Origin of the sequence: Aeromonas sp. LsrichE-8G (assembly GCF_022869435.1) — a bacterium.
GTDB classification, from domain to species: domain Bacteria; phylum Pseudomonadota; class Gammaproteobacteria; order Enterobacterales; family Aeromonadaceae; genus Aeromonas; species Aeromonas caviae.
On record NZ_JALIHH010000090.1, the window covers coordinates 1 to 26,136 of the forward strand.

Consider the following 26,136-nt stretch of genomic DNA (forward strand, 5'->3'; position numbering starts at 1 on the left):
GCAAACTACCCGATGCACACGAGTGTGCTGGAAGGGGTGAACAACAAGATCAAAGTGATAAAGCGCATGGCATATGGATTTAGGGACTCAGAATACTTTTTTCTGAAAATCAAGGCGGCCTTCCCCGGAAAGCCGCGATGAACCTTCTTTTTGGGCTATCGCGGCAATCTGCAGCGAGTTGGCTCCCTGCATGATGAGTTTGGCGATGTTGTCGGACATCAGCATGATCTCATAGATGCCGACCCGGCCTCTGTAGCCTCCCGAGCACTCCTTGCATCCCACGGGCTTGAACAGCCGCAACCCGGCGGCTAGTTGCTGCTGGGTGAAGCCCAGCTCCAGCAACTCGGCTTCCGGCACCACTTCTGGCGCCTTGCAGTGATCGCAGAGTTTGCGGGCAAGGCGCTGGGCCATGATGAGGGTGACCGAAGAGGCGATGTTGAAGGCCGGCACCCCCATGTTCATCATCCGGGTGAGCGTTTCTGCCGCCGAGTTGGTGTGCAGGGTGGAGAGCACCAGGTGACCGGTCTGGGCGGCCTTGATAGCAATCTCGGCGGTTTCCAAATCCCGTATCTCCCCCACCATGACGATGTCGGGATCCTGGCGCAGGAAGGAGCGCAGGGCGCTGGCGAAGGTGAGCCCCGCCTTGGGATTGATCTGCACCTGGTTGACGCCGGGCAGGTTTATCTCGACCGGATCTTCGGCGGTGGAGATATTGACCTCGCTGGTGTTGAGGATCTTGAGGCCGGTATAGAGTGAGACCGTCTTGCCTGACCCCGTCGGGCCGGTCACCAGGATCATGCCCTGAGGTTTGGAGAGGGCGTGCAGGTATTGCGTCTTCTGCCGGTCGTCAAAGCCGAGTTGATCGATATTGAGCCGGGCGGCCGAGGAGTCCAGCAACCGGATCACGATCTTTTCGCCCCACATGGTGGGCAGGGTGTTGACCCGCATGTCCATGGATCTGTTGCGTGAGATCTTGAGTTTGATCCGGCCATCCTGGGGCAGGCGCCGTTCGGCAATATCGAGCCGCGCCATCACCTTGAGGCGAGCCGCGAAGCGGTTGGCCAGGTTGACCGGCGGCGTGGCGACTTCGTGCAATATGCCGTCTACCCGAAAGCGGATCCGGTACTTGGTCTCGTAGGGTTCGAAATGCAGGTCGGAGGCCCCGCGCTTGATGGCATCCATCATGATCTTGTGGATGTATTTGACGATGGGGGCGTCATCGTCCGCGGTGTTGACGCTCTCGTCGAGGCGGGAACTCTCGTCGGAGACCTCGAGTTCGGAGATCTCGGCCTCGTCGATATGATCCATGCCCAGGGTATCCTGCTCGCTCTCCATCAGCTTACCGATGGCGGCGGTCAGCTTGCTCTCTTCGACCAGCAGGGCTTCCGTGTGCAGGCCAAAACTGAAACCAAAATCCTCCAGAGCCGACACATTGGTCGGATCGGACATGGCGATATAGAGGGTATGCCCCTGGGTGTAGATGGGCAGGACATGGTGCTTTTCAATCAGCTTTTGATTGAGGTATTTCTGCGGGATCTCGGCGAGATCAAAGGCCGCCAGATCCAGCAGAGGTACCCCATATTCCAGCTCGCAGAAATCGGCGAGGGCTTTGCTGTCGAGGATGTCGTTTTCAATCAGGAAGGTGACAAAGGGCTTGCGCTGCGCCTTGGCCTGGCTCAGATAGCGCTGTGAGTCCGGCTCACTGAGGAGGGAAGAAGCGGCCAGGCTGGTGGCCAGGCCGCTATTGAGGCTAGAAGTCATGCGTTAGCAGATGCCAGAAGTTAGGCATAAACTGCCACTTGCTGCGTTTGTCCAAATGACTTGCCCATTCGTAAGTACGCCCCCCAAAATGTAAGTATTTTCAGTATTTTCAAATGGGGGAGTTGTACCTGTGGCAGTTATTTCAACGGCACCACTAGCAGCTCCTGCAGCAATTGTTACTGAGTCAACAAAACTGCCAGAAGCACCACTAACGTCTAGAGGGATACCATTGCTTCCTGGCGTGGTGCAATTAGCCATATCACCATCTTTCTGAGCACAGACTTCAACAGCTGTTTTAAATGCACCAGTGGCTGAGACAACTTCAGTAAATTTCGCCTTTTTGGTGTAAGTCTGATACGCCGGCAAGGCGATGGCGGCGAGGATGGCGACGATCGCAACGACGATCATCAATTCGATTAGCGTAAACCCTGTCTTTTCATGTGAAATATCCTTTTTTCCATGTTTCCTGATAAGCACCGGTGGAATGCTATCCACGCTGGTATCTTATCCGAGCGCTTCGGGTTGGCAACAGAGGCGGGGACCTTGTTAGCCACTTTTATGTCATTTAGTGAAATGTGTAGAAAAATCAAAGATTAAATGGCTTCCATTGGCACTTGTCATGAGGCTGGAGGGCCCATCTTCACACTCCTTATGTCGTGGGATCCTGCATAAAGAAAAGGCGCCGATGGCGCCTTTTGCAAGTTTCGAGCCCTGTAATATTTTTGGGCACGAGCAACGGATGGGGCTTGCTCAAGCCTCGACAAAGCGCATGGAGAGATCCAGTGCCCGCACATGCTTGGTCAGCGCTCCCACCGAGATGAAGTCGATCCCGGTCGCGGCGTATCCGGCAAGGGTATCGAGGGTGACGTTGCCGGAGACTTCCAGCTTGGCTCTGCCCTGATTGAGGCGAACGGCTTCCTGCATCATGGGGATGTCGAAGTTGTCCAGCATCACGATGTCGGCCCGTGCGGCCAGGGCCTGCTCCAGCTCAGCCAGGGATTCGACCTCGACTTCCACCGGTTTGTCCGGATTGAGACGGCGCGCTTCGCTGATTGCTTCCGCGATGCCGCCGCAGGCGAGAATGTGGTTCTCCTTGATGAGGTAGGCATCAAACAGACCGATGCGGTGGTTTTTGCCGCCGCCGCAGGTGACCGCATACTTCTGGGCGCTGCGCAGGCCGGGCAGGGTCTTGCGGGTATCGAGCAGGCGGCAGTCAGTGCCTTCCAGCTCGGCCACATAACGGGCAGTCAGGGTGGCGACCCCGGAAAGGGTCTGCACGAAGTTCAGCGCATTGCGCTCGCCGGTCAGCAGCACGCGGGCGGGGCCATGGAGGCGGAACAGCTCCTGATTGGGGGCAAGGCGTTCACCATCTTGCACTTTCCACTCGACCTTCACTTCGCCACCGAGCTGGGCAAACACCTCGTCGACCCAGGGCTGGCCGCAGAAGACGCCCGCCTCGCGGGTGATGACTCGCGCGGTCGAGATGCGATCAGCCGGGATCAGCTGGGCCGTGATGTCGGCGCTGGCATCCGGTTGATCCAGCGCGGTGAGGGCATCGCCCAAGTCTTCGAGAAGTGCGGCGCGCACGGCGCGGCGGATGTCCTGTTGTAACATGCCTTATTCCTGCAAGGGTCTGAGAAGCAATTGCCTGTCTTTCTGGCGCAATTCCAGCCTGCCCAGGGCATTCATGCCCACCAGGATCTCCTCCCCGTCGGCAGCCGGATTGATAAAGACGGACAAATCGTACAGGGTCAGCGGACCCATCGCCAGACTTTCGATCCGGCCGGTTTCGACCTGGATCTCTCCGGCTGCCGTGTTGACACGGCTGCGGCCCGTGGCGACGAGGCCGAGCCGGGCGGCCACCTGGCTCGGTATGGTCACCCGGGTTGCTCCTGTGTCCAGCAGCAGTTGCACCGGCTGGTCGTTGATGGCACCCTCCAGACGATAATGGCCGCTGGCATCGGCCCTGAGCAGCAGATCGCCGCTGGCGGTCACCGACGGTTGTTCACGGCCATGAAAGTAGAGGGTCAGCAGACCCAGCAGCGAGAGCCAGGCGAGCAGCCAGAGACGGCGTGCCATCGGGTGCATAGTGTGTCCCATATCGCGCGAGTGAATGGCTCAGCCTAACATAGCGTTATCCATGAATTCAGAGACTTGTTCCCAGTTTTCCCATCCCGCCAGAGGCACATCGCTTCCATTTGTGAGTCGAGCAGACGATGACACAACCCACAACCCTGTTTTCCATCGATCGAGAAGGATGGTGCGAGCAGGCCCGCAAGGTGCCTTCCCCCCATCACAATGAGAGGCTCAGCCCGGATGATGTCTCCTTGCTGGTGATACACGGCATCAGCCTGCCCCCCGGGCAGTTTGGTGGCCCCTTTATCGACGATCTGTTTCTGGGGCGCCTCGATCCCGGTGCTCACCCCTATTTCGCCGGTATTCATCAACTGAGGGTCTCGGCCCATTGCCTGATCCGCCGCGATGGGGAACTGGTACAGTACGTGCCTTTTGGCGCCAGGGCATGGCATGCGGGAGTCTCGAGCTGGGAGGGGAGGGAGGCATGCAACGATTTTTCCATCGGGATCGAACTGGAAGGGACCGACGAGCTTCCCTACAGCGACAAGCAATACGAGGTGCTGTCGGACCTCAGCCGGGCGATTGTTCACCGTTATCCAGCCATCACGGCGGACCGTATTGTCGGCCACTGCGACATCGCGCCGGGCCGCAAGACGGATCCGGGTGACAGTTTCGAATGGCCTCGCTATCGGGAAAATCTTCACTTTGAGTGAAAAATCTAAAAATTATTTTGTGTTTTTAGAATCAATGGCTTGCCTTGTCTGGCAAGCCATTTTTCATGCTGTTGGCCAAATGTTATCGGTGAGCAAGCTCACAAATATTGGTCAGACCATTTTCTATGAGCTATATCATGATTCCGCGTTTTTACCCCCAAAGTGGCAGCCTAGCTTCTTGATTCAGATCATCTTTTGGGTGGACTTTTTTCAAGCCCTCTGCTAATTTTCGCCCCAACCATAAAATTGGTAATACCAATTTAACAAAGTAGCCTCATGCCCTATATCAAGATAACTCAGCCCAAGCTGGCCGACGCCATCGTCGCCGAGCTGGAAAGCATGATTCTGGAAGGCAGCCTGCAGCCGGGTCAGAAGTTGCCGCCCGAGCGGGAACTCGCCATCCAGTTTCAGGTGTCGCGCCCTTCCTTGCGCGAAGCCATCCAGCGCCTGGAAGCGAGAGGACTCTTGTATCGTCGTCAGGGCGGTGGCACTTACGTACAAAATGCCCTGAGCAAGGGGATCGCCGACCCCCTGTTCGAACTGCTCAGCACTCACCCGGAAGCCCAGTACGACCTGCTGGAGTTTCGTCACGCACTGGAAGGCATCTGTGCCTACTATGCGGCGCTGCGGGGCACCGAGGCTGATTTCGAACGGATTCGCCTGGCGCAAGCCGCCATCGAAGAAGCCGGTCAGCAAGGGTCGCTGGTGGTCGAATCGGCCGCCGTGACCCAGTTCTATCTGGCCGTGGCCGAGGCCTCCCACAACGTGGTGCTGCTGCACCTGTTGCGGGCCATGGGCCCCATGCTTGAGCAGAACATTTTACGCAATAACGAAATTTTGAATCGCCGTCCGGGAGTGGTCGCCAAGATCCGTCGCCATCGTGCGAGCCTGATCGAGGCTATCCTGTCGGGGGCTCCGGAGCGGGCCAGGGCTGCTTGTCATGAGCACCTGGCCTTTATCGAGGACACCTTGTTGGATATGCAGAGGGAAGACAGCCGGATCCAGCGATCCATGCGTCGGATCCGTCAGCAGGAAAACTAATCCCACAAGGCTTTCTTAATTGTCGAATGCTTGCGCCCTTCGCCGTGCAATGCCGTGCAATCACAACAACATAGGAACCAGCCATGTCTGATATCCTGAAGAACGATGTGGACCCGATAGAAACGCTGGAGTGGCTTGCCTCTCTGGAATCCCTGCTGCGTGAAGAGGGTCCGCAACGCGCTCAGTTCATCCTTGAACAGTTGGCCGAGAAAGCCCGCGCAAGCGGTGTGGACGTGGCTGCCAAGGCAAACCGCGACTACATCAACACCATCCCGTCCAGCGACGAGCCGGCTTACCCGGGCGACCTGGAAATGGAACGCCGCATTCGCGCCATCATCCGCTGGAACGCCATGATGATCGTGCTGCGCGCTTCCAAGAAAGATCTGGACCTGGGTGGTCACATGTCTTCCTTCGCTTCTTCCGCGACCATCTACGAAGTCTGCTACAACCACTTCTTCCGTGCCCGCAACGAGAAGGACGGTGGCGATCTGGTCTACTTCCAGGGTCACATCTCCCCGGGCATCTACGCCCGCGCATTCGCCGAAGGTCGCCTGACCGAAGAGCAGCTGGACAACTTCCGTCAGGAAGTGGATGGCAAGGGTATCCCTTCCTACCCGCACCCGAAACTGATGCCGGAATTCTGGCAGTTCCCGACCGTTTCCATGGGTCTGGGCCCCATCGCCGCCATCTATCAGGCGCGTTTCCTGAAGTACCTGACCGACCGTGGCATCAAGGATTGCTCCGAGCAGACCGTTTACGCCTTCCTGGGTGACGGCGAGATGGACGAGCCGGAAGCCAAGGGTGCCCTGACTGTTGCCGTGCGTGAAAAGCTCGACAACCTGGTGTTCGTGGTCAACTGCAACCTGCAGCGTCTGGATGGTCCGGTTGTCGGCAACGGCAAGGTCATCAACGAGCTGGAAGGTCTGTTCGCCGGCGCTGGCTGGGACGTGACCAAGGTCATCTGGGGTCGCAAGTGGGATGAGCTGCTGAAGAAAGACACTTCCGGCAAGCTGATCCAGCTGATGAACGAGACCGTGGACGGTGACTACCAGACCATGAAGTCCCGTGACGGTGCCTACGTGCGCGAGCACTTCTTCAACCGTTACCCGGAAACCGCCGCGCTGGTCAAAGACATGACCGACGAGGAGATCTTCGCCCTGAACCGCGGTGGTCACGACCCCCGCAAACTGTTCGCCGCCTTCTCCAAGGCTGCACAGACCAAGGGCAAGCCGACCGTGATCCTGGCCAAGACCATCAAGGGCTATGGCATGGGCGAAGCGGCCGAAGGCAAGAACATCGCTCACCAGGTCAAAAAGATGGATCTGGGCTCCGTGCGTCACCTGCGCGATCGTTTCAACCTGCCGGTCACCGACGAGCAGCTGGAAAACCTGCCGTACCTGAAGATCGAAGAGGGTACCGAAGAGCACAAGTACCTGCACGCCCGCCGTGCCGCACTGAAGGGCTATGTACCGACCCGTCTGCGCGAGAGCACCACCAAGCTGGAAATCCCGGCGCTGGATGCCTTCGGTCCGCTGCTGGGTGAACAGGCGCGCGAAATCTCCACCACCATGGCGTTCGTGCGTTCCCTGAACGTGATGCTGAAAGACAAGTCCATCGGCAAGCGCATCGTCCCGATCCTGGCTGACGAAGCCCGTACCTTTGGTATGGAAGGCCTGTTCCGCCAGATCGGTATCTACAGCCCGCACGGTCAGCAGTACACCCCGCAAGACCGCGACATCGTCTCCTACTACAAGGAAGACAAGCAGGGTCAGGTTCTGCAAGACGGTATCAACGAGCTGGGCGCCATGTCCTCCTGGCTGGCTGCTGCCACCTCTTACAGCACCAACGACTGCCCGATGATCCCGTTCTACATCTACTACTCCATGTTCGGCTTCCAGCGGATCGGCGACATGGCGTGGGCAGCCGGTGACCAGCAAGCCCGTGGCTTCCTGCTGGGCGCGACCTCCGGTCGTACCACTCTTAACGGAGAGGGCTTGCAGCACGAAGATGGTCACAGCCACATCCTGGCCAACACCATCCCGAACTGCATCTCCTACGACCCGTCCTACGCCTATGAAGTGGCGGTGATCGTACAGGACGGCCTGCGCCGCATGTACGGTGAGAACCCGGAAAACGTGTTCTACTACATCACTACCCTGAACGAGAACTATGCCATGCCGGCCATGCCGGAAGGCGCCGAGGAAGGCATCCGCAAGGGTATCTACAAGCTGGAAACCGTGGCCGGCACCAAGGCCAAGGTACAGCTGCTGGGTTGTGGTTCCATCCTGGGTCACGTGCGCACTGCCGCCCAGATCCTGGCCAGCGAGTACGGCGTGGGTTCCGACGTGTTCAGCGTCACCTCCTTCAACGAACTGGCTCGTGACGGTCAGGACGCGGATCGCTGGAACATGCTGCACCCGACCGCCGAAGCGCGTGTGCCCTACATCGCTCAGGTACTGGGTTCCGAAGCCACCATCGCTGCGACCGACTACATGAAGTCCTTCGCCGATCAGGTGCGTGCCTTCGTTCCGACCGAGAACTACCGTGTCCTGGGTACCGACGGTTACGGCCGCTCCGACAGCCGTGCCAACCTGCGTCGTCACTTCGAAGTGAACGAGTTCTACGTAGTGGTTGCTGCCCTGACCGAACTGGCCAAGCGCGGCGAGGTAGACAAGCAGGTTGTGGCCGAAGCCATCGCCAAGTACGGCATCGATGCCGACAAGGTCAACCCGCTGTACGCGTAAGAGGATTGAGTGTCGCGCCGGGTATCCGGCGCGACCTTGCCTGGGTTTAAACGGATAACGCGGGATGCGCGTGGTGATGCTCAGGCAGCCACGCGGATGCACGCAAGAGGATAAAGCGCAATGTCCAAACAGATTATGGTGCCGGATATCGGTGCCGATGAAGTTGAAGTCACCGAGATCATGGTGGCCGTGGGTGACAAGGTCGAGCTGGACCAGTCCCTGATCGCCGTGGAAGGTGACAAGGCCTCCATGGAAGTCCCGGCTCCGGCCGCCGGTATCGTCAAAGAGATCCTGATCAAGGTGGGCGACAAGGTTGCCACCGGTTCCCAGATCATGGTCTTCGAAGCCGAGGGTGCTGCCGCACCGGCTCCGGCCCAGGCTGCTGCCCCGGTTGCTGCCGCGCCGGCCGCCGCTCCTGCTGCTGCCGCTCGCCAGGACGTCAACGTGCCGGACATCGGTGGTGACGAAGTCGAAGTAACTGAGATCATGGTTGCCGTGGGCGACATGGTTGAAGCCGACCAGTCCATCATCGCCGTGGAAGGTGACAAGGCCTCCATGGAAGTGCCGGCACCGTTCGCCGGTCGCGTGGTCGAGATCAAGGTTGCCGCCGGCGCCAAGGTTTCTACCGGCTCCCTGGTGATGGTCTTCGAAGTGGCGGGCGCAGCCCCGGCCGCTGTTGCTGCGCCGGCTCCTGCTGCTGCCCCCGTGGCTGCCGCTGCTCCGGTTGCCGCCGGTGCCAAGGACGTCAACGTGCCGGACATCGGCGGTGACGAAGTGGAAGTGACCGAAATCATGGTCGCCGTGGGTGACAAGGTTGAAGCCGACCAGTCCCTGATCACCGTGGAAGGCGACAAGGCCTCCATGGAAGTGCCTGCGCCGTTCGCCGGTGTGGTCAAGGAGATCAAGGTGAAGGCGGGTGACAAGGTCTCCACCGGTTCCCTGATCATGGTATTCGAAGTGGCGGGTGCCGCTCCGGCTGCCGTGGCTGCTCCGGCTCCTGCCGCAGCGCCTGTTGCTGCCGCTCCGGCTGCCGCCGCTCCTGCGCCGGTTGCCCAGGCTGCTGCCGCCTCCGATTTCGTCGCCAACGACGCCTATGTCCACGCCTCCCCGGCTGTACGCCGTCTGGCGCGCGAGTTCGGTGTCAACCTGGCCAAGGTGAAAGCCTCCGGTCGCAAGGGTCGCATCGTCAAAGAAGACGTGCAGGCTTACGTGAAGGATGCGGTCAAGCGCGCCGAGTCCGCTCCGGCTGCCGGCACCGGCACTGGCAACGGCATGAGCGTCGTGGCCTGGCCGAAGGTTGATTTCAGCAAGTTTGGCCCTGTCGAAGAGCTGGAGCTGACCCGTATCCAGAAGATCTCCGGTCCTGCCCTGCACCGCAACTGGGCCATGATCCCCCACGTCACCCAGTTCGACGAAGCCGATACCACGGATCTGGAAGCGTTCCGCAAAGAGCAGAACATCCTGGCCGAGAAGCAGAAGCTGGACGTGAAGATCACCCCGCTGGTGTTCATCCTGAAGGCGGCCGCCAAGGCCCTGGAAGCCCATCCGCGCTTCTGCAGCGCCCTGTCCGAAGACGGCAGCAAGCTGATCATGAAGAAGTACATCCACATCGGTGTGGCGGTGGATACCCCCAACGGTCTGGTGGTTCCGGTGGTTCGCGACGTCAACAAGAAGGGCATCCACGAGCTGTCCCGCGATCTGGCCGAGATCTCCAAGAAGGCCCGTGCCGGCAAGCTGACCGCTGCCGACATGCAGGGCGGTTGCTTCACCATCTCCAGCCTGGGTGGCATCGGCGGTACCAGCTTTACCCCGATCGTCAACGCGCCGGAAGTGGCCATCCTGGGCGTCTCCAAGTCCGAGATGAAGCCGAAGTGGAACGGTAAAGAGTTCGTGCCGCGCCTGATGCTGCCGCTGGCTCTGAGCTACGACCACCGCGTCATCGATGGCGCCGACGGTGCCCGCTTCATCACCACCCTGAGTGGTGTGTTGTCCGACATTCGTCGACTGGTCCTGTAAGTGAGAGGGCGGGCCCAGAGCCCGCCCTTTTTGCTTCTCATTTCGTTAACAGGATTGTAAACTTGCCCCGTTTTTTTCACGGCTGCAGCGGCCTTGTTTGGCATAAGACTGTGCTGTCCGGGGATATAAGAACGACAAAGAGGTCATGATGAGTAAAGAAATCAAAACCCAGGTCGTAGTACTGGGTGCTGGCCCTGCCGGTTATTCCGCTGCCTTCCGTGCGGCTGACTTGGGTCTGGATACCATTATCGTCGAGCGTTACTCCACCCTGGGTGGCGTCTGCCTGAACGTGGGTTGCATCCCGTCCAAGGCACTGCTGCACGTCGCCAAAGTCATTGAAGAAGCCAAGGCGCTGGCCGAGCACGGCATCGTCTTCGGTGCCCCGCAGACCGACATCGACAAGGTGCGTCTGTGGAAAGAGAAGGTCATCAACCAGCTGACCGGCGGTCTGGCTGGCATGGCCAAGATGCGTAAAGTCCAAGTCGTGAACGGCTTCGGCAAGTTCACCGGTCCGAACACGCTGGAAGTGGAAGGCGCCGACGGCAAGACCACCGTCACCTTCGACAACGCCATCATCGCCGCCGGTTCCCGTCCGGTGAAGCTGCCGTTCATCCCCCATGACGACCCCCGCGTATGGGACTCTACCGATGCGCTGGAACTGACGACCGTTCCTGGCAAGCTGCTGGTCATCGGTGGCGGCATCATCGGTCTGGAGATGGGTACCGTGTACTCCTCCCTGGGTTCCGAGATCGACGTGGTGGAATTTGCCGACCAGCTGGTACCGGCTGCCGACAAAGACATCGTCAAGATCTACACCAAGCGCGTTGCCAAGAAATTCAACATCATGCTGGAGACCAAGGTCACCGCCGTTGAAGCCCGTGAAGACGGCCTGTACGTCTCCTACGAAGGTAAGCACGCCCCGGCCGAGCCGGTTCGCTACGACAACGTGCTGGTTGCCGTAGGCCGTGTGCCGAACGGCAAGATGCTGGATGCCGAGAAGGCCGGTGTTGCCGTCAACGAGCGCGGTTTCATCGAAGTCGACAAGCAGCTGCGTACCAACGTGGCCCACATCCACGCCATCGGCGACATCGTCGGTCAGCCCATGCTGGCCCACAAGGGTGTACACGAAGGCCACGTGGCGGCCGAAGTCATCGCCGGCAAGAAGCACTACTTCGACCCGAAAGTGATTCCGTCCATCGCCTATACCGAGCCTGAGATGGCCTGGGTGGGTCTGACCGAGAAGGAAGCCAAGCAACAGGGTCTGAACTTCGAAGTCGCCACCTTCCCGTGGGCTGCTTCCGGTCGCGCCATCGCGTCCGACTGCTCCGACGGCATGACCAAGCTGATCTTCGACAAGGAGAGCGGCCGCGTCATCGGTGGTGCCATCGTGGGCACCAACGGCGGTGAACTGCTGGGTGAAATCGGTCTGGCCATCGAGATGGGTGCCGACGCCGAAGACATCGCGCTGACCATCCACGCTCACCCGACTCTGCACGAGTCCGTGGGTCTGGCTGCCGAAGTGTTCGAAGGCTCCATCACCGACCTGCCGAACGCCAAGGCCAAGAAGAAAAAATAATCTTCTGCCCGTTTCATAAGAAAAGCCGCTCCATGGAGCGGCTTTTTGTTGTCTGTCTTTCGGCACCCAGCGGTCAGCAGCGCCCCTTCTTGGCCTGTCCCGGTGGGCAGAAGGTACCGTAGCCTCCGCGATCCCCGTCGCTGACCCGGATCCGGGTATCGTCCACGCTCACATCGGCCCCGTGCACCCGCACGGGCCCGCTGCTGCAGGCACTGAGCAGCCCCCCCAGCACTATCATCACGACCAGCTTGCCCATCATACCTCCTCGCGTTTTCCTGATTATGAGGCATGTGGCAGGGCGGTGGGAGACGACGTATCCCCCGTGCGTCACGGCTTGCCGTGGTCATGAAGAAGGGCGCCGAAGCGCCCTGGTGCGGGTCAGGAAGAGGTGCCGGACGCTCAGAGGCGGAAGTTGCCGACCAGCTTGTCGAGCTCGCCGGAGAGGTGCTGCAGGTTGCGGCTCGACTCGGTCAGGTGATGGGCGATATCGGCGGTCTCCATGGTGAGCTGGTTGATGTCCTCCACGTTGCGGTTGAGTTCGCCCACCACGCTCGACTGCTCTTCGGTGGCGGTGGCGACCTGGATGTTCATGTCGCTGATCTGGGTGATGTGTCCGGTGATCTGGTCGAGGGCGCCGTTGGCCTCGTCGGCCTGGGTCACCACCCGCAGGCTCTGGTTGCGGCCCTGGGCCATGGCGCTGACGGCGCGGGCGCTCTGCTCCTGGAGGCTGTTGATCATGCTCTGGATCTCGGCGGTGGAGGCGGCGGAGCGGCTGGCGAGGTTGCGCACCTCGTCGGCCACCACGGCGAAGCCACGGCCCTGCTCGCCGGCACGGGCGGCCTCGATGGCGGCGTTGAGGGCCAGCAGGTTGGTCTGCTCCGAGATGCTGCGGATGGTGTCGAGGATGCTGCCGATGGAGTCGGTCTGGCTCGCCAGGGACTCGATGACCCCGGCGACCTGTTCGATTTCACCGGAGAGGCCGACGATGCCGTGACGGGCCTGGGCGACGACCTGGGCCCCCGCATCGGCCTGCTCGTTGGCCTGCTTGGCGACGTCGGCTGCCAGGGATGCATTGCCGGCGATCTCGCTGACGGTGGCTCCCATCTCATGGATGGCGGTGGCGACCTGGACGGTGCGATCCCGCTGGGCGGTGCAGTTGTGCTGGGTGAGCTGGGCTTTGGCTGCCACCTCGTTGGCGGTGGCGGCGAGCTGGCGGGAGTTGCTCGCCACCTGTTCGATGGAGCCGTGGATCTTGGCGACAAAGTTGTTGAAGCCGGTCGCCACCTGGGCCAGTTCGTCACGGCCATCGACCTTGAGGCGATGGGTGAGGTCGCCATCACCGCTGCCGAGTTCGCGGAACAGGCGGGCCAGTTCGTTGAGGGGGCGGCTCACGGAGCCCGCCAGGAGAACGCCGAGCAGCCCCATGCCGACGGCGATGGCCAGGCTGACCAGCACCATGTGCAGGCGCGCTCTGTCCAGTTCGGCATAAATCTCGGCCTCCGGCACCTGGGCCACCAGATACCAGTCGAGCAGGGGGATGTAGCTGCTGGCCAGGATTACTGGCTGGCCGTCGACCTCGGCATGGGTGGCGGCAAAGGGCTGCTTGTTGAGCAGGTTGGTGCTACTGCCGCTGGCCAGCTGGGTCAGGTTGTCCCGATCGATGCGGGCGGCGTCGGGGTGCAGCTTCACCTTGCCGCTGCCGTCTGTCATGAAGACGAAGCCGCTGTCGCCGATGCGGAAGTTGGCGAGCATGCTGACCATGCTGTCGAGGGATTTGGCGAGGCCGGCGAGGCCGCGTCCGTCGAGTTGCTGGAAGTTGACGAACAGTTTCACCTCGCCGTTGCTCTCCCGAAAGATGCTAAGCATCAGATCCTGGCGGCTCTTGGTGTAGTCATAGAACCAGTTGTCCTGCTCGTGGTTCAGGATGCGCAGAAAACCGTCCTGGTTGTAGTAGGCGGCACTCTGACGATCGGCGAAGGAGGCGGTGACCAGACCATACTGGCTCGTCATGTCCTTGAGCTGGTTTATGAGGATGGACTCCTGCTCCTTGGGCATGCCGCGCTCGACCCAGTCCAGCACGAAGCGGTCGTTGGCAAGCTGTCTGGCGGCATTGGCGACCGAGGTGAGATCCTTTTCGATCTCCTTGCCGATGCGCTGGGTCAGGTTGGGCAGCTCCTGCTCGAACATGCGGTCCTCGATCAGCTGCTGGGCAGAACGCTGGCTGAAATAGCCCACCAGCAGGCAGGAGAGGGCCACGGCGAGGATGACGGTGGCCAGAATTTTCTGTTTCAGTGTCAGGCTTGCGAACATAAGGGTGACTCGTAAGTGTGAACCAGGGTTGAACTCATAATGGCGGCTGATTTGGCGCGCTCTTGAGGCGGTGGGGGCCTTTATTGTCGATTAACGTTTGCGCTCACACCCGGATTGGGCTGGATTGGCGCCCGATTTTGCCGAGACATCGTCGCAAGCGGGGCGACCCCTCGCCAGCACCCCGGCTTGCGGTTAAAGTGCTTGCACTTATAGTAGGCTGCACCTGACTGGCGGCCTGCCCGCTCGACTCGCACCGGATTTATGGACTCTCATATGCGCATCTTTCATCGGGGATGGACCCACCTGCTCGTGCTCCTGCTGGCGACCCTGCCGTTCATGGCGGCGGCCGGAGCCAATGATCCCGCGCCTTCGGCCAGAAACCCGGGGGCAACCAAGATGGAGCGTCCGAGGATCGCCCTGGTACTGAGCGGCGGCGGGGCCAAGGGGTCGGCCCATATCGGGGTGCTCAAGGTGCTGGAGGCAAAGCACATCCCGGTGGACATCATCGTCGGGACCAGCATGGGCTCCTATGTGGCGGGCATGTATGCCATGGGGCTCAGCGCCGAGGAGGTGGAGCGCACGACGCTGGCCATCGACTGGAACAAGGGCTATCAGGACAAGGTGGGGCGCGACGAGCTATCCCTGCGCAAGAAGCAGCAGACCGAGAAGTACCAGCTGCGCACCGACATCGGGGTCAACGGTGACCAGACCCAGCTGCCGCACGGCTTCTTCCAGGGACAGTCCATGGCCAGCCTGCTGCGCCACGCCACCTCCAACCTGCCGGCGCAAAAGAGCTTCGACAACCTGCCTATCCCCTATCGCGCGGTGGCGACCGACATGGAGACGGTGACCCCCTTCGTGCTGGATCACGGCAGCCTCGCCAAGGCGATGCAGGCCTCCATGTCCATTCCCGGTGCCCTCAAGCCGGTGGACTGGGACGGCCGCATCCTGGCCGATGGTGGCACGGTCAACAACATGCCGGTGGACGTGGCCAAGGCCATGGGGGCCGACGTGGTGATCGCGGTGGACATCAGCGCCAAGCTGCGTACCCGGGAGTCCCTCAAGTCGGGATTGGCCATGATCGATCAGCTCACCACCTACATGACCCAGGTGGGGACCGAAAAGCAGAAGGCGCTGCTGGGCCCCAGGGACATCCTGCTGACCCCCGAGTTCGGCAACATGGGGATCGCCGACTTCGCCCTGATGCCGGAGGGGATCAAGATCGGGGAGGCGGTCGCCAACAGTGCAGCGGCCCGGCTCGATGCACTCTCTCTCTCGCCCGCCGCCTACGCCGACTATCGCAACGGCAAGCTGAGCCGGCGCGCCGAGCGCAGCGGCCAGCCCGCCTACTACATCGACAAGGTGGAGATCATCAACAAGTCGCGCCTCTCCGACGACACGGTGCGGGCCATGCTGAACGTGCGTCCGGACAAGGTGCAGACCTACGAGAGCCTGGAGGCGGGGATCCGTCGCCTCTACGCCCTGGAGTCGTTCGATCGCATCACCTACGAGGTGGAGGAGCGGGACGGGGAGAACGTGCTGGTGGTGGACGCCAGCGAGAAGAACTGGGGGCCGGGTTATCTCAACTTCCAGCTCGGCTTCTCCGATGACTTCGAGAGCAGCTCCAACTACAACGTCGGCATGTCCTACACCCTCACCAACGTCAACGACTGGGGAGGCGAGTGGCTGACCGAGGCGTCCCTCGGGACCGCCAAGCACCTCAAGACCGACTTCTACACCCCGCTGGAGCCCTCCCAGACCTACTTCGGCGAGACGAGCCTGGCCTACGACAAGACCCAGCGACGCGTCTTCTTCCCGGAAGAGAGCAGGTCGTCGTCCGGGGTCAGCTATCTGGACTCCGAGTACAGCTTCACCAGCGTGGATCTCGCCGTCGGCTGGAATCGCCAGCCCTGGAGCCGCTTCTCCCTTGGGCTGGAGGGCAAGATCGGCAGCGTGGAGATCCAGAACCTCACCAACGCGGATGCCGATGCCTCCGCCTGGGGACCCTACATCCGCTTCGAGCACGACACCCTCGACAGCCGCTACTTCCCCTATCAGGGGGTCTACTGGGACATCAAGGGGGGCTACTCCTACGTCGATCTCGACCCCGCGGACGCGCCCTCCGAGCAGGCCGAGGGGGTGAATTACCGGCTGGTGATGATCAAGCCCTGGTCCTGGGACAGGCACAGCCTCAACCTGATGCTGGAAGGGGGCGGCTCAAGCTCCCAGGAGACGGTACCGCTGTTCGTGCAGGATCTGGGCGGGCTGTTCCGCATGTCCGGCTTCCAGCATTACCAGTTGAGCGGTCGCTACAGCCTGTTCGGCGGGCTGCGCTACATCTACCGGGTGGCGGACAACGACTTCGGCGCCTTCAAGGCGCCCCTGTTCCTCGGGGGCTCCCTCGAGCAAGGGGGGGTCTGGGACAAGGGAGAGGACATCAGTATCGAATCCTCCTATACCTCGGGTTCCCTCTATATGGGGGTGGAGAGTTTCCTCGGTCCCATCTTCCTCGGCTATGGCGTGGCGGAGGGGGGACACGACATGTTCTATCTGCAATTGGGCACTACGTTCCAATAAGGGCGAAATGCTGCCTTTTTGTTAACTCACCTTGGGTGGGCGGCTTGTCACTCTAAAAAAACCTAATTGGTTTATATGGTTATGCTGGTTTGATGAATAACTGCACAGGGTTTGGATTTTAATTAGTCGTTAAAACTTATATAGTGGGGGGCACCCTACGGGTGTCCCGCAAGGACGATCGCCGCGAGCTTGGGCGAACCCCAAAAAAAAGACCAAAGAGGAATTAGTCGTGCTTGAAACATACCGTAAACACGTCGCAGAACGTGCCGCCGAAGGCGTGGTCGCCAAACCTCTGGACGCAGAGCAGGTCGCCGCCCTGGTCGAGCTGTTGAAGAACCCGCCCGCCGGCGAACAGGACTTTCTGAAAGAACTGTTGTCCTCCCGCATTCCCCCGGGTGTTGATGAAGCGGCCTATGTGAAAGCCGGCTTCCTCACCGCCGTCGCCAAGGGCGAGGCCCATTCCCCCATCCTGACTGCCGCCGAAGCCGTCGAGCTGCTCGGTACCATGCAGGGTGGTTACAACATTCAGCCGCTGATCGACCTGCTGGACGATGCGACCCTGGCTCCTCTTGCCGCCAAGGGCCTCTCTCACACCCTGCTGATGTTCGACTCCTTCCACGACGTGGAAGAGAAGGCCAAGGCGGGCAATGCCCACGCCAAGCAGGTGCTGCAATCCTGGGCTGACGCCGAGTGGTTCCTGAACCGCCCGGCCCTGGCCGAGAAGATCACCGTCACCGTGTTCAAGGTGACCGGCGAAACCAACACCGACGATCTGTCGCCGGCGCCGGACGCCTGGTCCCGCCCGGATATTCCGCTGCACGCCCTGGCGATGCTGAAGAACGCCCGTCCCGGCATCACCCCGGACAAGGATGGCGTCATCGGCCCCATCAAGACCATTGATTCCCTGAAAGAGCAGGGCTTCCCGCTGGCTTACGTGGGTGACGTGGTCGGTACCGGCTCTTCCCGTAAATCCGCCACCAACTCCGTGCTCTGGTTCATGGGCGACGACATTCCGTTCGTGCCGAACAAGCGTGCCGGCGGCGTCTGCCTCGGTGGCAAGATTGCCCCCATCTTCTTCAACACCATGGAAGATGCCGGCGCCCTGCCCATCGAAGTGGACGTCTCCAAGCTGGAAATGGGCGATGTCATCGACATCTTCCCCTATGAGGGCAAGATCACCCGCCACGGCACCGACGAGGTGCTGGCCCGGTTCGAACTGAAGACCGAGGTGCTGATCGATGAAGTGCGCGCCGGTGGCCGCATTCCGCTGATCATCGGCCGCGGCCTGACCGACAAGGCCCGCGAAGCGCTGGGTCTGCCGTTCTCCACCGTGTTCCGTCGTCCGCAGCCTGTTGCCGACACCGGCAAGGGCTTCACCCTGGCCCAGAAGATGGTGGGCAAGGCATGTGGCGTGGAGGGCATCCGCCCGGGCACCTACTGCGAACCCAAGATGACCACGGTCGGCTCTCAGGACACCACGGGCCCGATGACCCGCGACGAGCTCAAAGATCTCGCCTGCCTCGGCTTCTCTGCCGATCTGACCATGCAGTCCTTCTGCCACACCGCCGCTTATCCCAAGCCCATCGACGTGCAGACCCACCACACCCTGCCGGACTTCATCATGAACCGCGGCGGTGTCTCTCTGCGTCCGGGCGACGGCGTCATCCACTCCTGGCTGAACCGCATGCTGCTGCCGGATACCGTGGGTACCGGTGGTGACTCCCACACCCGTTTCCCCATCGGCATCTCCTTCCCGGCTGGCTCTGGTCTGGTGGCCTTCGCCGCCGCCACCGGCGTGATGCCGCTGGACATGCCGGAATCCGTGCTGGTGCGCTTCAAGGGCGAGCTGCAGCCGGGCATCACCCTGCGTGACCTGGTCCATGCCATCCCCTACGCCGCCATCCAGAAAGGGCTGCTGACCGTCGAGAAAGCGGGCAAGAAGAACATCTTCTCCGGCCGCATCCTCGAGATCGAAGGTCTGCCGACCCTGAAGGTGGAGCAGGCATTCGAGCTGGCGGACGCCAGCGCCGAGCGCTCTGCCGCTGGTTGCACCATCAAGCTGGATAAAGAGCCGATCATCGAGTATCTGAAGTCGAACATCGTGATGCTGAAGTGGATGCTCTCTGAAGGCTACGGCGACGTGCGCACCATCACCCGCCGCATCAAGGGGATGGAAGAGTGGCTGGCCAACCCGGTACTGATGGAAGCGGACAAGGATGCCGAGTACGCCGAAATCATCGAGATCGATCTGGCCACCATCAAGGAGCCGATCCTGTGTGCGCCGAACGATCCGGACGACGCCCGTCTGCTGAGCGACGTGGCGGGTGACAAGATTGACGAGGTGTTCATCGGTTCCTGCATGACCAACATCGGCCACTTCCGCGCCGCTGGCAAACTGCTCGAGAAGTATCAGGGCGAGCTGCCGACCCGCATGTGGATCGCCCCCCCCACCAAGATGGACAAGGATCAGCTGACCGAAGAGGGCTACTACGGCATCTTCGGTCGGGTCGGTGCTCGCATCGAAATCCCGGGCTGCTCCCTCTGCATGGGCAACCAGGCGCGCGTGGCGGAAGGGGCCTCCGTGGTCTCCACCTCCACCCGCAACTTCCCGAACCGTCTGGGCAAGGGTGCCAACGTCTATCTGGCTTCTGCGGAGCTGGCCGCGGTTGCCGCCATCATCGGCAAGATCCCGACCGTGGAAGAGTACCTGCAGTATGCCAAGACCCTGGACGCCACTGCTGCCGACACCTACCGCTACCTGAACTTCAACGAGATCGCCTCCTACACCAAGAAGGCCGATGCGGTGATCCTGCAGCAAGCGGTCTGAGACTCGCCGGTCTGACCACTGAAAATAACAATGCCGCGTCTCGACGCGGCATTTTCCATTTCAGGGGGCTGCGCGATAATGACCCGCCATGCCCAGCAACGGCGTCGTCGATTTGCCTGGTACGCGCGTTGCGCTTTCGTTGTCTGGCCATGATGGCCCCACCGTTTCCTGGTGGGCATTTTTATACCGCGGTACCTGCGAAGCGGGCCCGCGCATTGCGGCGTGGTTGCTATGTTTCTGTTCCGGATTGATCTGGCCCGCATGAAGTGGCGCCTTGGTTGTGCCCTGCTGGTGTTAGCCCTGCCCCTGGTGATGGGAGGGTGGATGGTGCATGACAGCTACGAGCAGGAGCTGAAGAACGATGCCAGTGCGTCAGCCAGCAAGGCCAGAACCTTGCTGGAGCGCATGCTGGATCAGGCCGAGCGGGCCAACCTCGAGGTATTGCCGCTGGCCGGTCGCTCCTGCAGCGACAACCTGTTGCTGCTGCGCAAGCGGGTGGCGCTGGAGCCGTTCCTGCGCTCCATCAATCTGGTGCGACAGGGGATCATCAACTGCACCTCGCTGTTTGGGCCTGCCAGGGAAGTGGATGACGGCTCCCGCTACACGGATCGCAAGTTGCTGCTGATGAGCGGCAACCTGGTGCGCAAGAATCACCCCTTGCTGGTGGTGCGTCAGGAGCGGGGGCGTGATGCGGCACTGAGCGCCATTGACAGCAGCCAGCTCAGTTTCATGCTCACCCTGAGCAGCGATCCCAGCGAGCTGTTCTTGCAGGTGGGGTCCGCCTGGCTCGATGAGTCCGGCCACTTCCAAAGCGATCCGCCGAAACTGCACAGCAAGTTTGCCCTGATACTCGCCTCCCAGCGTTACCCCTTCACCATCCACGCCGGTTATGCCATGCCGATCTACTGGCGTGCCCTGTGGGAGGCTCGCCATCTGCAGCTGATCTGGCTGGGAGCCAGTTCGCTGGTGCTCTCACTGCTGGTGTGATGGCTGCTTGGGCGGCCGGGGGCCCTGACGGACGAGCTGAGACGCGGGCTGCGATCCAGGGAGTTTGTCCCCTATCTGCAACCGCTGATCGCCAGCAAGGGCGGCAAGATGGTGGGAGCCGAGGTACTGATGCGCTGGCAACATGCCACCGAGGGGCTGATCCGCCCCGATCTCTTCATCCCCCAGGCGGAAGAGTCTGGCCTGATCGTGCCCATGACGGTCAACCTGATGAAGACGGTGGCCAAGACACTCCACCCGGTACAGGAGCAGTTGCCCGAGGCATTTCACATCAGCTTCAACATCAGTGCCATCCACTGCCGGGACCTCTCCCTGGTGGCGGAGTGCCGCGACTTCCTCGGCCACTTCGTTCCGGGACGGGTGGTGCTGGTGCTGGAGCTCACGGAGCGGGAGCTGCTGGTGACCAGCCCGCAGACCCTCTCCCTGTTTCGCCAGCTCGACGAGATGGGGGTGCAGCTCGCCATCGATGACTTTGGCACCGGCCACTCCAGCCTCATCTATCTGCAGCAATTCCACGTGGACTATCTCAAGATCGACCGCTCCTTCATCGGCCGTATCGGGACGGAGTCCCTCTCCGAGCACATCGTGGACAACGTCATCGACCTTGGGGGACGGCTGGGGTTGTCCCTGGTGGCCGAAGGGGTGGAGACGGAGCAGCAGGCCGCCTATCTGAGAGGCAAGGGGGTCCAGTATCTGCAGGGATACCTGTTTGCCCGCCCCATGCCGATACGCCAGTTCTGCCGGGAGCTGACGGCGGGAGAGATACAGGTCGCTGCCGGGCGCACCGCCCAGGGCTAGGCCGCGCCCACCAGGCTGTGCAGCCAGTTCACCAGGATGTCGTGGGGGCTGCCGGGTTCGGGAGGGGCGGGGGCGAGCAGGTGATAGCCGGTGCCGTCGGGGACGAAGCCGAGCGGTGCCACCAGCAGACCGGCCTCGATATCGTCGCACACCTGGCGGTAGGGGCCGATGGCGACTCCCAGCCCGGCGACTGCCGCCTGCAGGCTGAAATAGAAGTGCTCGAAGGTCTGACCCGGCACCTCCTCGTCGGCGGACATGCCTGCGTGCTGCTGCCACTCCAACCAGGCGCCCGGACGGGTCTTGGTGTGCAGACGGGGGGCCGTTGGCCTGAGGGCCTGCACATCCCCCCTGGATTCAAAAAAGTGCGTCACCTTGCCCCAGGGCGGGAGCACACTTTGTTAAATTTAATAACAAACACACAAATCGAACAGATATCGACCACTTATGGTTCTCTTTTACATTAACGCAATTAGTCAGCAGTTTGATTTTTGAGCATTAATGTTGTCTAGATTCGATATTTATGCTTTCGATAATTTTTAACAAAGTGCGCTCCCGCCCTGACCTTGCCCGGCGGGCAGACAGGGCCGGTCCGCTCTTCGAACAGCAACTGGTTGTAGAGCTCGGCAGGCCAGTGAAAGTCGTTGCGCCGGATGGCGAGATCGATGCCGCTGCCAAAGCTGAGGGCGCCGCCGCCCGCCATCAGGTGTACGTCCAGCTCCGGGTGCAGGGCCTGGAAGGCGGGCCAGCGCGGGATCAGCCAGCGCATCAGAAGGGTGGGTTCGCAGGAGAGCACCAGCGACTGGGGACGGCTCTGCTGGCGCAGGGCCTGCGCCGTCTGGCGGATGCTGCCCAGCCCCTCTCTGACCGCCTGATAGAACCGTTCACCCGCGTCGGTCAGAAAGACCCGGCGCTGGCGCCGCTCGAACAGCATGACCCCCAGATCCTCCTCGAGCAGTCGTACCGCCCGGCTGATGGCGCCATGGGTGAGGTGCAGTTCGTCGGCGGCGCGGCCGAAATGCTCGGTGCGGGCAGCCACCTCGAAACAGCGCAGGGCGGTGAGGGAGGGAAGCGAGAGGTCTTTTTGTGAGTTTTTTTCACCATTCATGTCAGAAATCATCGTTCGTTATTGGTGTTGTTGGCAAATAAAATAGCCGATATCCCCTCTAATCAGGACTATTTTCATGACCGAACTGTTAGCCGTTGTCGCCATTACTCTCTTTGCCGTCATCAGCCCCGGGCCCGACTTTGCCATGGTGTCGCGTAACAGCCTGCTGCTCTCGCGCCGCACCGGCGTGCTGACGGCGATCGGCATCGCGGCCGGGGTCTGCGTGCACGTGGCCTACACCCTGCTGGGGGTGGGCCTGCTGATCCAGCAATCCCTCTGGCTGTTCAACCTCATCAAGCTGGCAGGGGCCGCCTATCTCATCTTCCTCGGCATCAAGATGCTGCGGGCCAAACCGGCTGCCGATGAAGAGAGCATCTGTCAGCCTGCCCTCTCCAGTCTGGGTGCGCTGCGCACCGGATTTCTGACCAATGTGCTCAATCCCAAGACCACCATCTTCATCGTCAGCCTCTTCATGCAGGTGGTGCAGCCGCAGACGCCGCTGGCGGTCCAGATCGGCTATGGCGCCTTCATCGCGCTGGCGCACGCCCTCTGGTTTGGTGCGGTGGCGCTCTTCTTCTCCACCCCTGCGGTGCGGGACCGACTGCTGGCGGTACGCCACTGGATCGATCGGGTGTTCGGGGGCCTGCTGGTGGGATTCGGCATGTTGCTGGCATTGACCCAGCAGACGCGCTGAGGCGGGGAGGGGGGCTCCCCCTATCCACCCCCGACTGTAGGGTCTTGTTTTTCATGCCTTGGCAGCCATTTTTCGGTAGAATTGGCGCTCATTTTGAAGTCAGATGAGGCGCGGTATGACGGTCAGGTTCCAGGCATTTCACAGCATCAAGGCGATTGGCAATCGGGAGGTGCTGTTCAACTGGTCCAGAACCAACCCCCTCGGCGCCCTTGATCAGGTGTGGCGCCCGACAACCCGTGACGAGCTGCAGCAACTGCTGCGGGAATACCCCGAGCGCAAGCTGCGGCTCATCGGCTCCGGCCTCTCTTTCGAACCCATCCACAGTGTCTACGCCGAAGGCAGCCAGGCGCTGCTGGTGGACCTGCACCACCTGCGCGGCCAGCTGGACAAGACTGCCGATACGGTGACCTACCTGGCGGGGACGCCGCTTGATACCGTCTATGCCGACCTCATCGCCATGGATCGCATGCTGCCGGCGTCCCCCGGCGTCATCGGTATCCAGACCCTGGGCGGTGCGCTCAGTACCGGCACCCATGGGCAGGGGCTGCACCAGTCCGCCCTGTGCGATGCGGTGGCTGCCCTGACCGTGATGCTGGCGAGCGGCGACATCATCCGTGTGGATCGCACCGATCCGCGCTTCGGCGCCTTCGTGATGGGCATGGGGATGCTCGGCATCCTGCTGGATGTGACCCTCAACACTGTGCCCAACCGCATCATGCGCTGCACCAAGTTCACCACTGACTACCCCTTCCTGCTGGAACACAACGAGCGCCTCAACCGGGAGCACGCCTTCGTGAAGAGCTGGTGGTTCGCCTGGACCGGCGAGAGCCACATCTGGCTGGTGGATCCCGCCTCCGATGACGAGGTGGCCCGCTACCGGGCCGGGGGCAGCGAGCCGCTGGTGCTGGAGGGAGACATGGACGAGCGCATGAACCTGGCGCTCAATGCCACCATAGACGCGACCCTGCAGAAGATGGCCAGAGACACCAAGGACGAGGCCAGGGCAGGCGAGCACTTCGAGACGGTACGCCGCTTCAAGGACGCCTCGGATCTGGTGGGCAACGTCTACCAGATCCTCTGCAAGGGGATCCCTGCTCCCCAGATCAACTGCGAGGTGGCCGTGCCCCTCGAACGCATGGGGGAGGCCCTTGAAATCCTGCAGGCATGGCAGGAGGCGAACCCCGGCGTGCTGCACTACCCCTTCATCCTGCGCTGCACCGGCCCCTCCGTGGCCTGGCTCAGTGCCGCCCATGACAAGTCGGTGTGCTGGATAGGTTTTCTGGTCTATCTGGCGGCGGACGGGACCTTTGTCGGGGGCTCCATGGAGCAGATGCGCGAGTTGCAGCAACTGCTGGTGCCCCTCGGCGGTATTCCCCATTTCGGCAAGCACCTGGCGATGGACCTCTACGACTTCCCGGCCCTGTTGCCGCGCTGGCACGACTTCTTGGCCCTGAAGCGGGAGCTTGACCCCCATGGCCGTTTCGAAAACCGTTGGCTCGGCGACCTGTTCGCCAACCGGTAAGGATCTGACATGACCGATATGCAAGACACTCGCTTACTCATCCTCCTGCCGATCAGAGGGGGGGCAACCCGATGACAGACATGCAAGACACCCGCATCCCCGTGACCCTGCTGACCGGTTTTCTCGGCAGCGGCAAGACCACCTTGCTCAACCACTGGGTCAAGCAGCCCGAGCTCGGGGAGTGCGCCGTGCTCATCAACGAGTTCGGCTCCGTGGGGCTGGATCACCATCTGGTACAGCAGGTGGACGAGCAGGTGGTGCTGCTCGATTCCGGCTGCATCTGCTGCTCGGTGCAGGGCTCCCTGGTGGAGGCGCTGCAGGGGCTCTTCATGAAAGCCATCCAGCGCAAAATCAAACCCTTCAAACGGCTGATCATCGAAACCACTGGTCTGGCCGATCCGGCCCCCGTGCTGTTCACGTTGAGGGAAGAGGGCTTTATCGCCCAGCGCTACCGCTTCGACGGCACCGTCACCGTGGTGGATGCCGGTCATATCGAGCAGCAGCTGGCCGCTCAATATGAGGCGGTCAAACAGGTGGCGCTGGCGGATCTGCTGGTGGTGAGCAAGGGCGATCTGGTGGATGAAGAGACCCTTGCTCGGGTGGAGGCCCAACTGGCGGCCCTCAATCCGGCAGCCCCCATCCAGCGGGTCAGCAATGGGGTGCTCTCACCCGCGGTGCTGGAGAAGCTCGGCGCCTACAACGAGGCGGCGGGGCGCGACGTGCGCCAGTTGCTGGCCTGGCTGCGTACCGAATCCCCGAAACAGGGGCTGGCTTCGCCCATGCAGCCTAAGATAACGCCGTTTGCCGCCAAGGTGGGGACGGTCGCGCCCACCCGCTTCGAGCACGGCAATATCGAAAGTTTCTCCCTGCGCATCGGCGAGCCGCTCAAGCCCTCCCGCCTGCTGGCCGCCATCGATGCGGTGCAGGCGCAATACGGTGATGCCCTGCTGCGTCTCAAGGGGATATTGCAACTGGAAGGGGAGAGCCAGCCCGTGGTGATCCACGGGGTGCACGGCCAGCTCTATCCGTTGCAGGCGCTGGGGGAGTGGCCCGAAGGCAAGGCCCAGTCCCGGCTGGTTTTCATCGTGAAGAGCCAGGACAGGGTAGGCATAGAGCAGTTGTTCCTCTCGACCCTCAAGGCCCCCGAACCCAGCCTGGAAGAGCACCTCAAGGCCATGCTCGGCCAGCCGGATGCCTGATATGCTGATATGACCGGCGCTCGTGCGGGTCTAATGAGATGGTCACCCCCACCCTGTGAGCGGTACGCTGACAGGGTGTTTTTCTTTCAGGAGAGGCCATCATGGAAAACGTTGCGCTTATTGGTATTGATCTCGGTAAACACTCTTTTCACATTCACTGTCAAGACCGGTT

At 61.4% G+C, this 26,136-nt stretch carries 17 protein-coding genes and 3 pseudogenes; 12 read left to right on the forward strand and 8 right to left on the reverse strand.

Features of this window, described 5'->3' with window-relative positions; genetic code table 11:
- Positions 1–141 (forward strand): transposase (locus tag MUW49_RS14120; protein ID WP_210537842.1); only part of this gene is annotated, 141 nt, incomplete at its 5' end.
- Here the strand turns inward: MUW49_RS14120 and tapB are convergent.
- The 4 genes from tapB to MUW49_RS14140 all read right to left on the reverse strand — a co-directional run bounded on the left by tapB (position 88) and on the right by MUW49_RS14140 (position 3,849).
- On the reverse strand, positions 88–1,761 hold the full coding sequence (gene tapB / locus MUW49_RS14125) for a PilB family type IVa pilus assembly ATPase TapB (protein WP_244812897.1): 1,674 nt from the start codon (positions 1,759–1,761) through the stop codon (positions 88–90). The two genes, MUW49_RS14120 and tapB, sit on opposite strands and share 54 nt — an antisense overlap.
- Before the next feature lie 3 nt (positions 1,762–1,764).
- Positions 1,765–2,256, reverse strand: coding sequence for a prepilin-type N-terminal cleavage/methylation domain-containing protein (locus tag MUW49_RS14130; RefSeq protein WP_272939654.1), 492 nt, complete (start codon positions 2,254–2,256; stop codon positions 1,765–1,767).
- 255 nt (positions 2,257–2,511) lie between these two features.
- Positions 2,512–3,375: a carboxylating nicotinate-nucleotide diphosphorylase gene (gene nadC / locus MUW49_RS14135; RefSeq protein ID WP_042864860.1), complete on the reverse strand. Its 864-nt coding sequence runs from the start codon at positions 3,373–3,375 to the stop codon at positions 2,512–2,514.
- Positions 3,376–3,378: 3 nt separating this feature from the next.
- Positions 3,379–3,849: a retropepsin-like aspartic protease gene (locus MUW49_RS14140; protein ID WP_042015101.1), complete on the reverse strand. Its 471-nt coding sequence runs from the start codon at positions 3,847–3,849 to the stop codon at positions 3,379–3,381.
- 128 nt (positions 3,850–3,977) lie between these two features.
- On the opposite strand from MUW49_RS14140, the gene ampD reads away from it, so the two are divergent.
- The 5 genes from ampD (at position 3,978) to lpdA (ending at position 11,927) form a co-directional block, all read left to right on the forward strand.
- A complete protein-coding gene (ampD, locus tag MUW49_RS14145) occupies positions 3,978–4,550 on the forward strand; it encodes a 1,6-anhydro-N-acetylmuramyl-L-alanine amidase AmpD (RefSeq protein ID WP_113978307.1) in 573 nt (190 codons plus the stop codon).
- A 276-nt stretch (positions 4,551–4,826) separates the two neighbouring features.
- Positions 4,827–5,591, forward strand: coding sequence for a pyruvate dehydrogenase complex transcriptional repressor PdhR (pdhR, locus tag MUW49_RS14150; RefSeq protein ID WP_010675815.1), 765 nt, complete (start codon positions 4,827–4,829; stop codon positions 5,589–5,591).
- Between the two features lie 83 nt (positions 5,592–5,674).
- Entirely contained in the window at positions 5,675–8,335 is a 2,661-nt protein-coding gene (gene aceE, locus MUW49_RS14155; RefSeq protein ID WP_039040509.1) for a pyruvate dehydrogenase (acetyl-transferring), homodimeric type, read from the forward strand.
- Positions 8,336–8,455: 120 nt separating this feature from the next.
- Complete coding sequence (aceF, locus tag MUW49_RS14160; RefSeq protein WP_052814469.1) at positions 8,456–10,351, forward strand: pyruvate dehydrogenase complex dihydrolipoyllysine-residue acetyltransferase; 1,896 nt, start codon at positions 8,456–8,458, stop codon at positions 10,349–10,351.
- 148 nt (positions 10,352–10,499) lie between these two features.
- Complete coding sequence (gene lpdA / locus MUW49_RS14165) at positions 10,500–11,927, forward strand: dihydrolipoyl dehydrogenase (RefSeq protein WP_010675812.1); 1,428 nt, start codon at positions 10,500–10,502, stop codon at positions 11,925–11,927.
- A gap of 73 nt (positions 11,928–12,000) precedes the next feature.
- Here the strand turns inward: lpdA and MUW49_RS14170 are convergent, their stop codons facing one another.
- Positions 12,001–12,183, reverse strand: a complete 183-nt coding sequence (locus MUW49_RS14170) for a hypothetical protein (RefSeq protein WP_017779057.1) — start codon at positions 12,181–12,183, stop codon at positions 12,001–12,003.
- 143 nt (positions 12,184–12,326) lie between these two features.
- On the reverse strand, positions 12,327–14,237 hold the full coding sequence (locus MUW49_RS14175) for a methyl-accepting chemotaxis protein (protein WP_043154121.1): 1,911 nt from the start codon (positions 14,235–14,237) through the stop codon (positions 12,327–12,329).
- A gap of 273 nt (positions 14,238–14,510) precedes the next feature.
- Here MUW49_RS14175 and MUW49_RS14180 point away from each other — a divergent pair, with 273 nt between their 5' ends.
- The 3 genes and pseudogenes from MUW49_RS14180 (at position 14,511) to MUW49_RS14190 (ending at position 21,444) form a co-directional block, all read left to right on the forward strand.
- Positions 14,511–16,814 carry a patatin-like phospholipase family protein gene (locus MUW49_RS14180; RefSeq protein WP_043154122.1) on the forward strand — a complete coding sequence of 768 codons (2,304 nt, stop codon included), beginning with the start codon at positions 14,511–14,513 and terminating at the stop codon, positions 16,812–16,814.
- 229 nt (positions 16,815–17,043) lie between these two features.
- Positions 17,044–19,641, forward strand: a complete 2,598-nt coding sequence (gene acnB, locus MUW49_RS14185; RefSeq protein ID WP_043154124.1) for a bifunctional aconitate hydratase 2/2-methylisocitrate dehydratase — start codon at positions 17,044–17,046, stop codon at positions 19,639–19,641.
- Positions 19,642–19,872: 231 nt separating this feature from the next.
- A pseudogene (locus MUW49_RS14190) lies at positions 19,873–21,444 on the forward strand (cyclic diguanylate phosphodiesterase).
- Here the strand turns inward: MUW49_RS14190 and MUW49_RS14195 are convergent.
- Together MUW49_RS14195 and MUW49_RS14200 are read right to left on the reverse strand one after the other, a co-directional pair.
- Positions 21,441–21,821: pseudogene (locus tag MUW49_RS14195) on the reverse strand (LysR family transcriptional regulator); the annotation flags it as partial. The pseudogenes MUW49_RS14190 and MUW49_RS14195 sit on opposite strands and share 4 nt — an antisense overlap.
- A 158-nt stretch (positions 21,822–21,979) precedes the next feature.
- Positions 21,980–22,549 (reverse strand): annotated as a pseudogene (locus tag MUW49_RS14200) (LysR family transcriptional regulator); the annotation flags it as partial.
- Positions 22,550–22,625: 76 nt separating this feature from the next.
- Between MUW49_RS14200 and MUW49_RS14205 the strand changes: the two are divergent.
- From MUW49_RS14205 to MUW49_RS14215, 3 genes are all read left to right on the forward strand, one after another.
- On the forward strand, positions 22,626–23,243 hold the full coding sequence (locus MUW49_RS14205) for a LysE family transporter (RefSeq protein ID WP_010675804.1): 618 nt from the start codon (positions 22,626–22,628) through the stop codon (positions 23,241–23,243).
- A 115-nt stretch (positions 23,244–23,358) separates the two neighbouring features.
- Entirely contained in the window at positions 23,359–24,765 is a 1,407-nt protein-coding gene (locus tag MUW49_RS14210; protein ID WP_048208545.1) for a D-arabinono-1,4-lactone oxidase, read from the forward strand.
- Positions 24,766–24,836: 71 nt separating this feature from the next.
- Positions 24,837–25,964 carry a GTP-binding protein gene (locus tag MUW49_RS14215; protein WP_164884641.1) on the forward strand — a complete coding sequence of 376 codons (1,128 nt, stop codon included), beginning with the start codon at positions 24,837–24,839 and terminating at the stop codon, positions 25,962–25,964.
- Positions 25,965–26,136 lie beyond the last annotated feature (172 nt).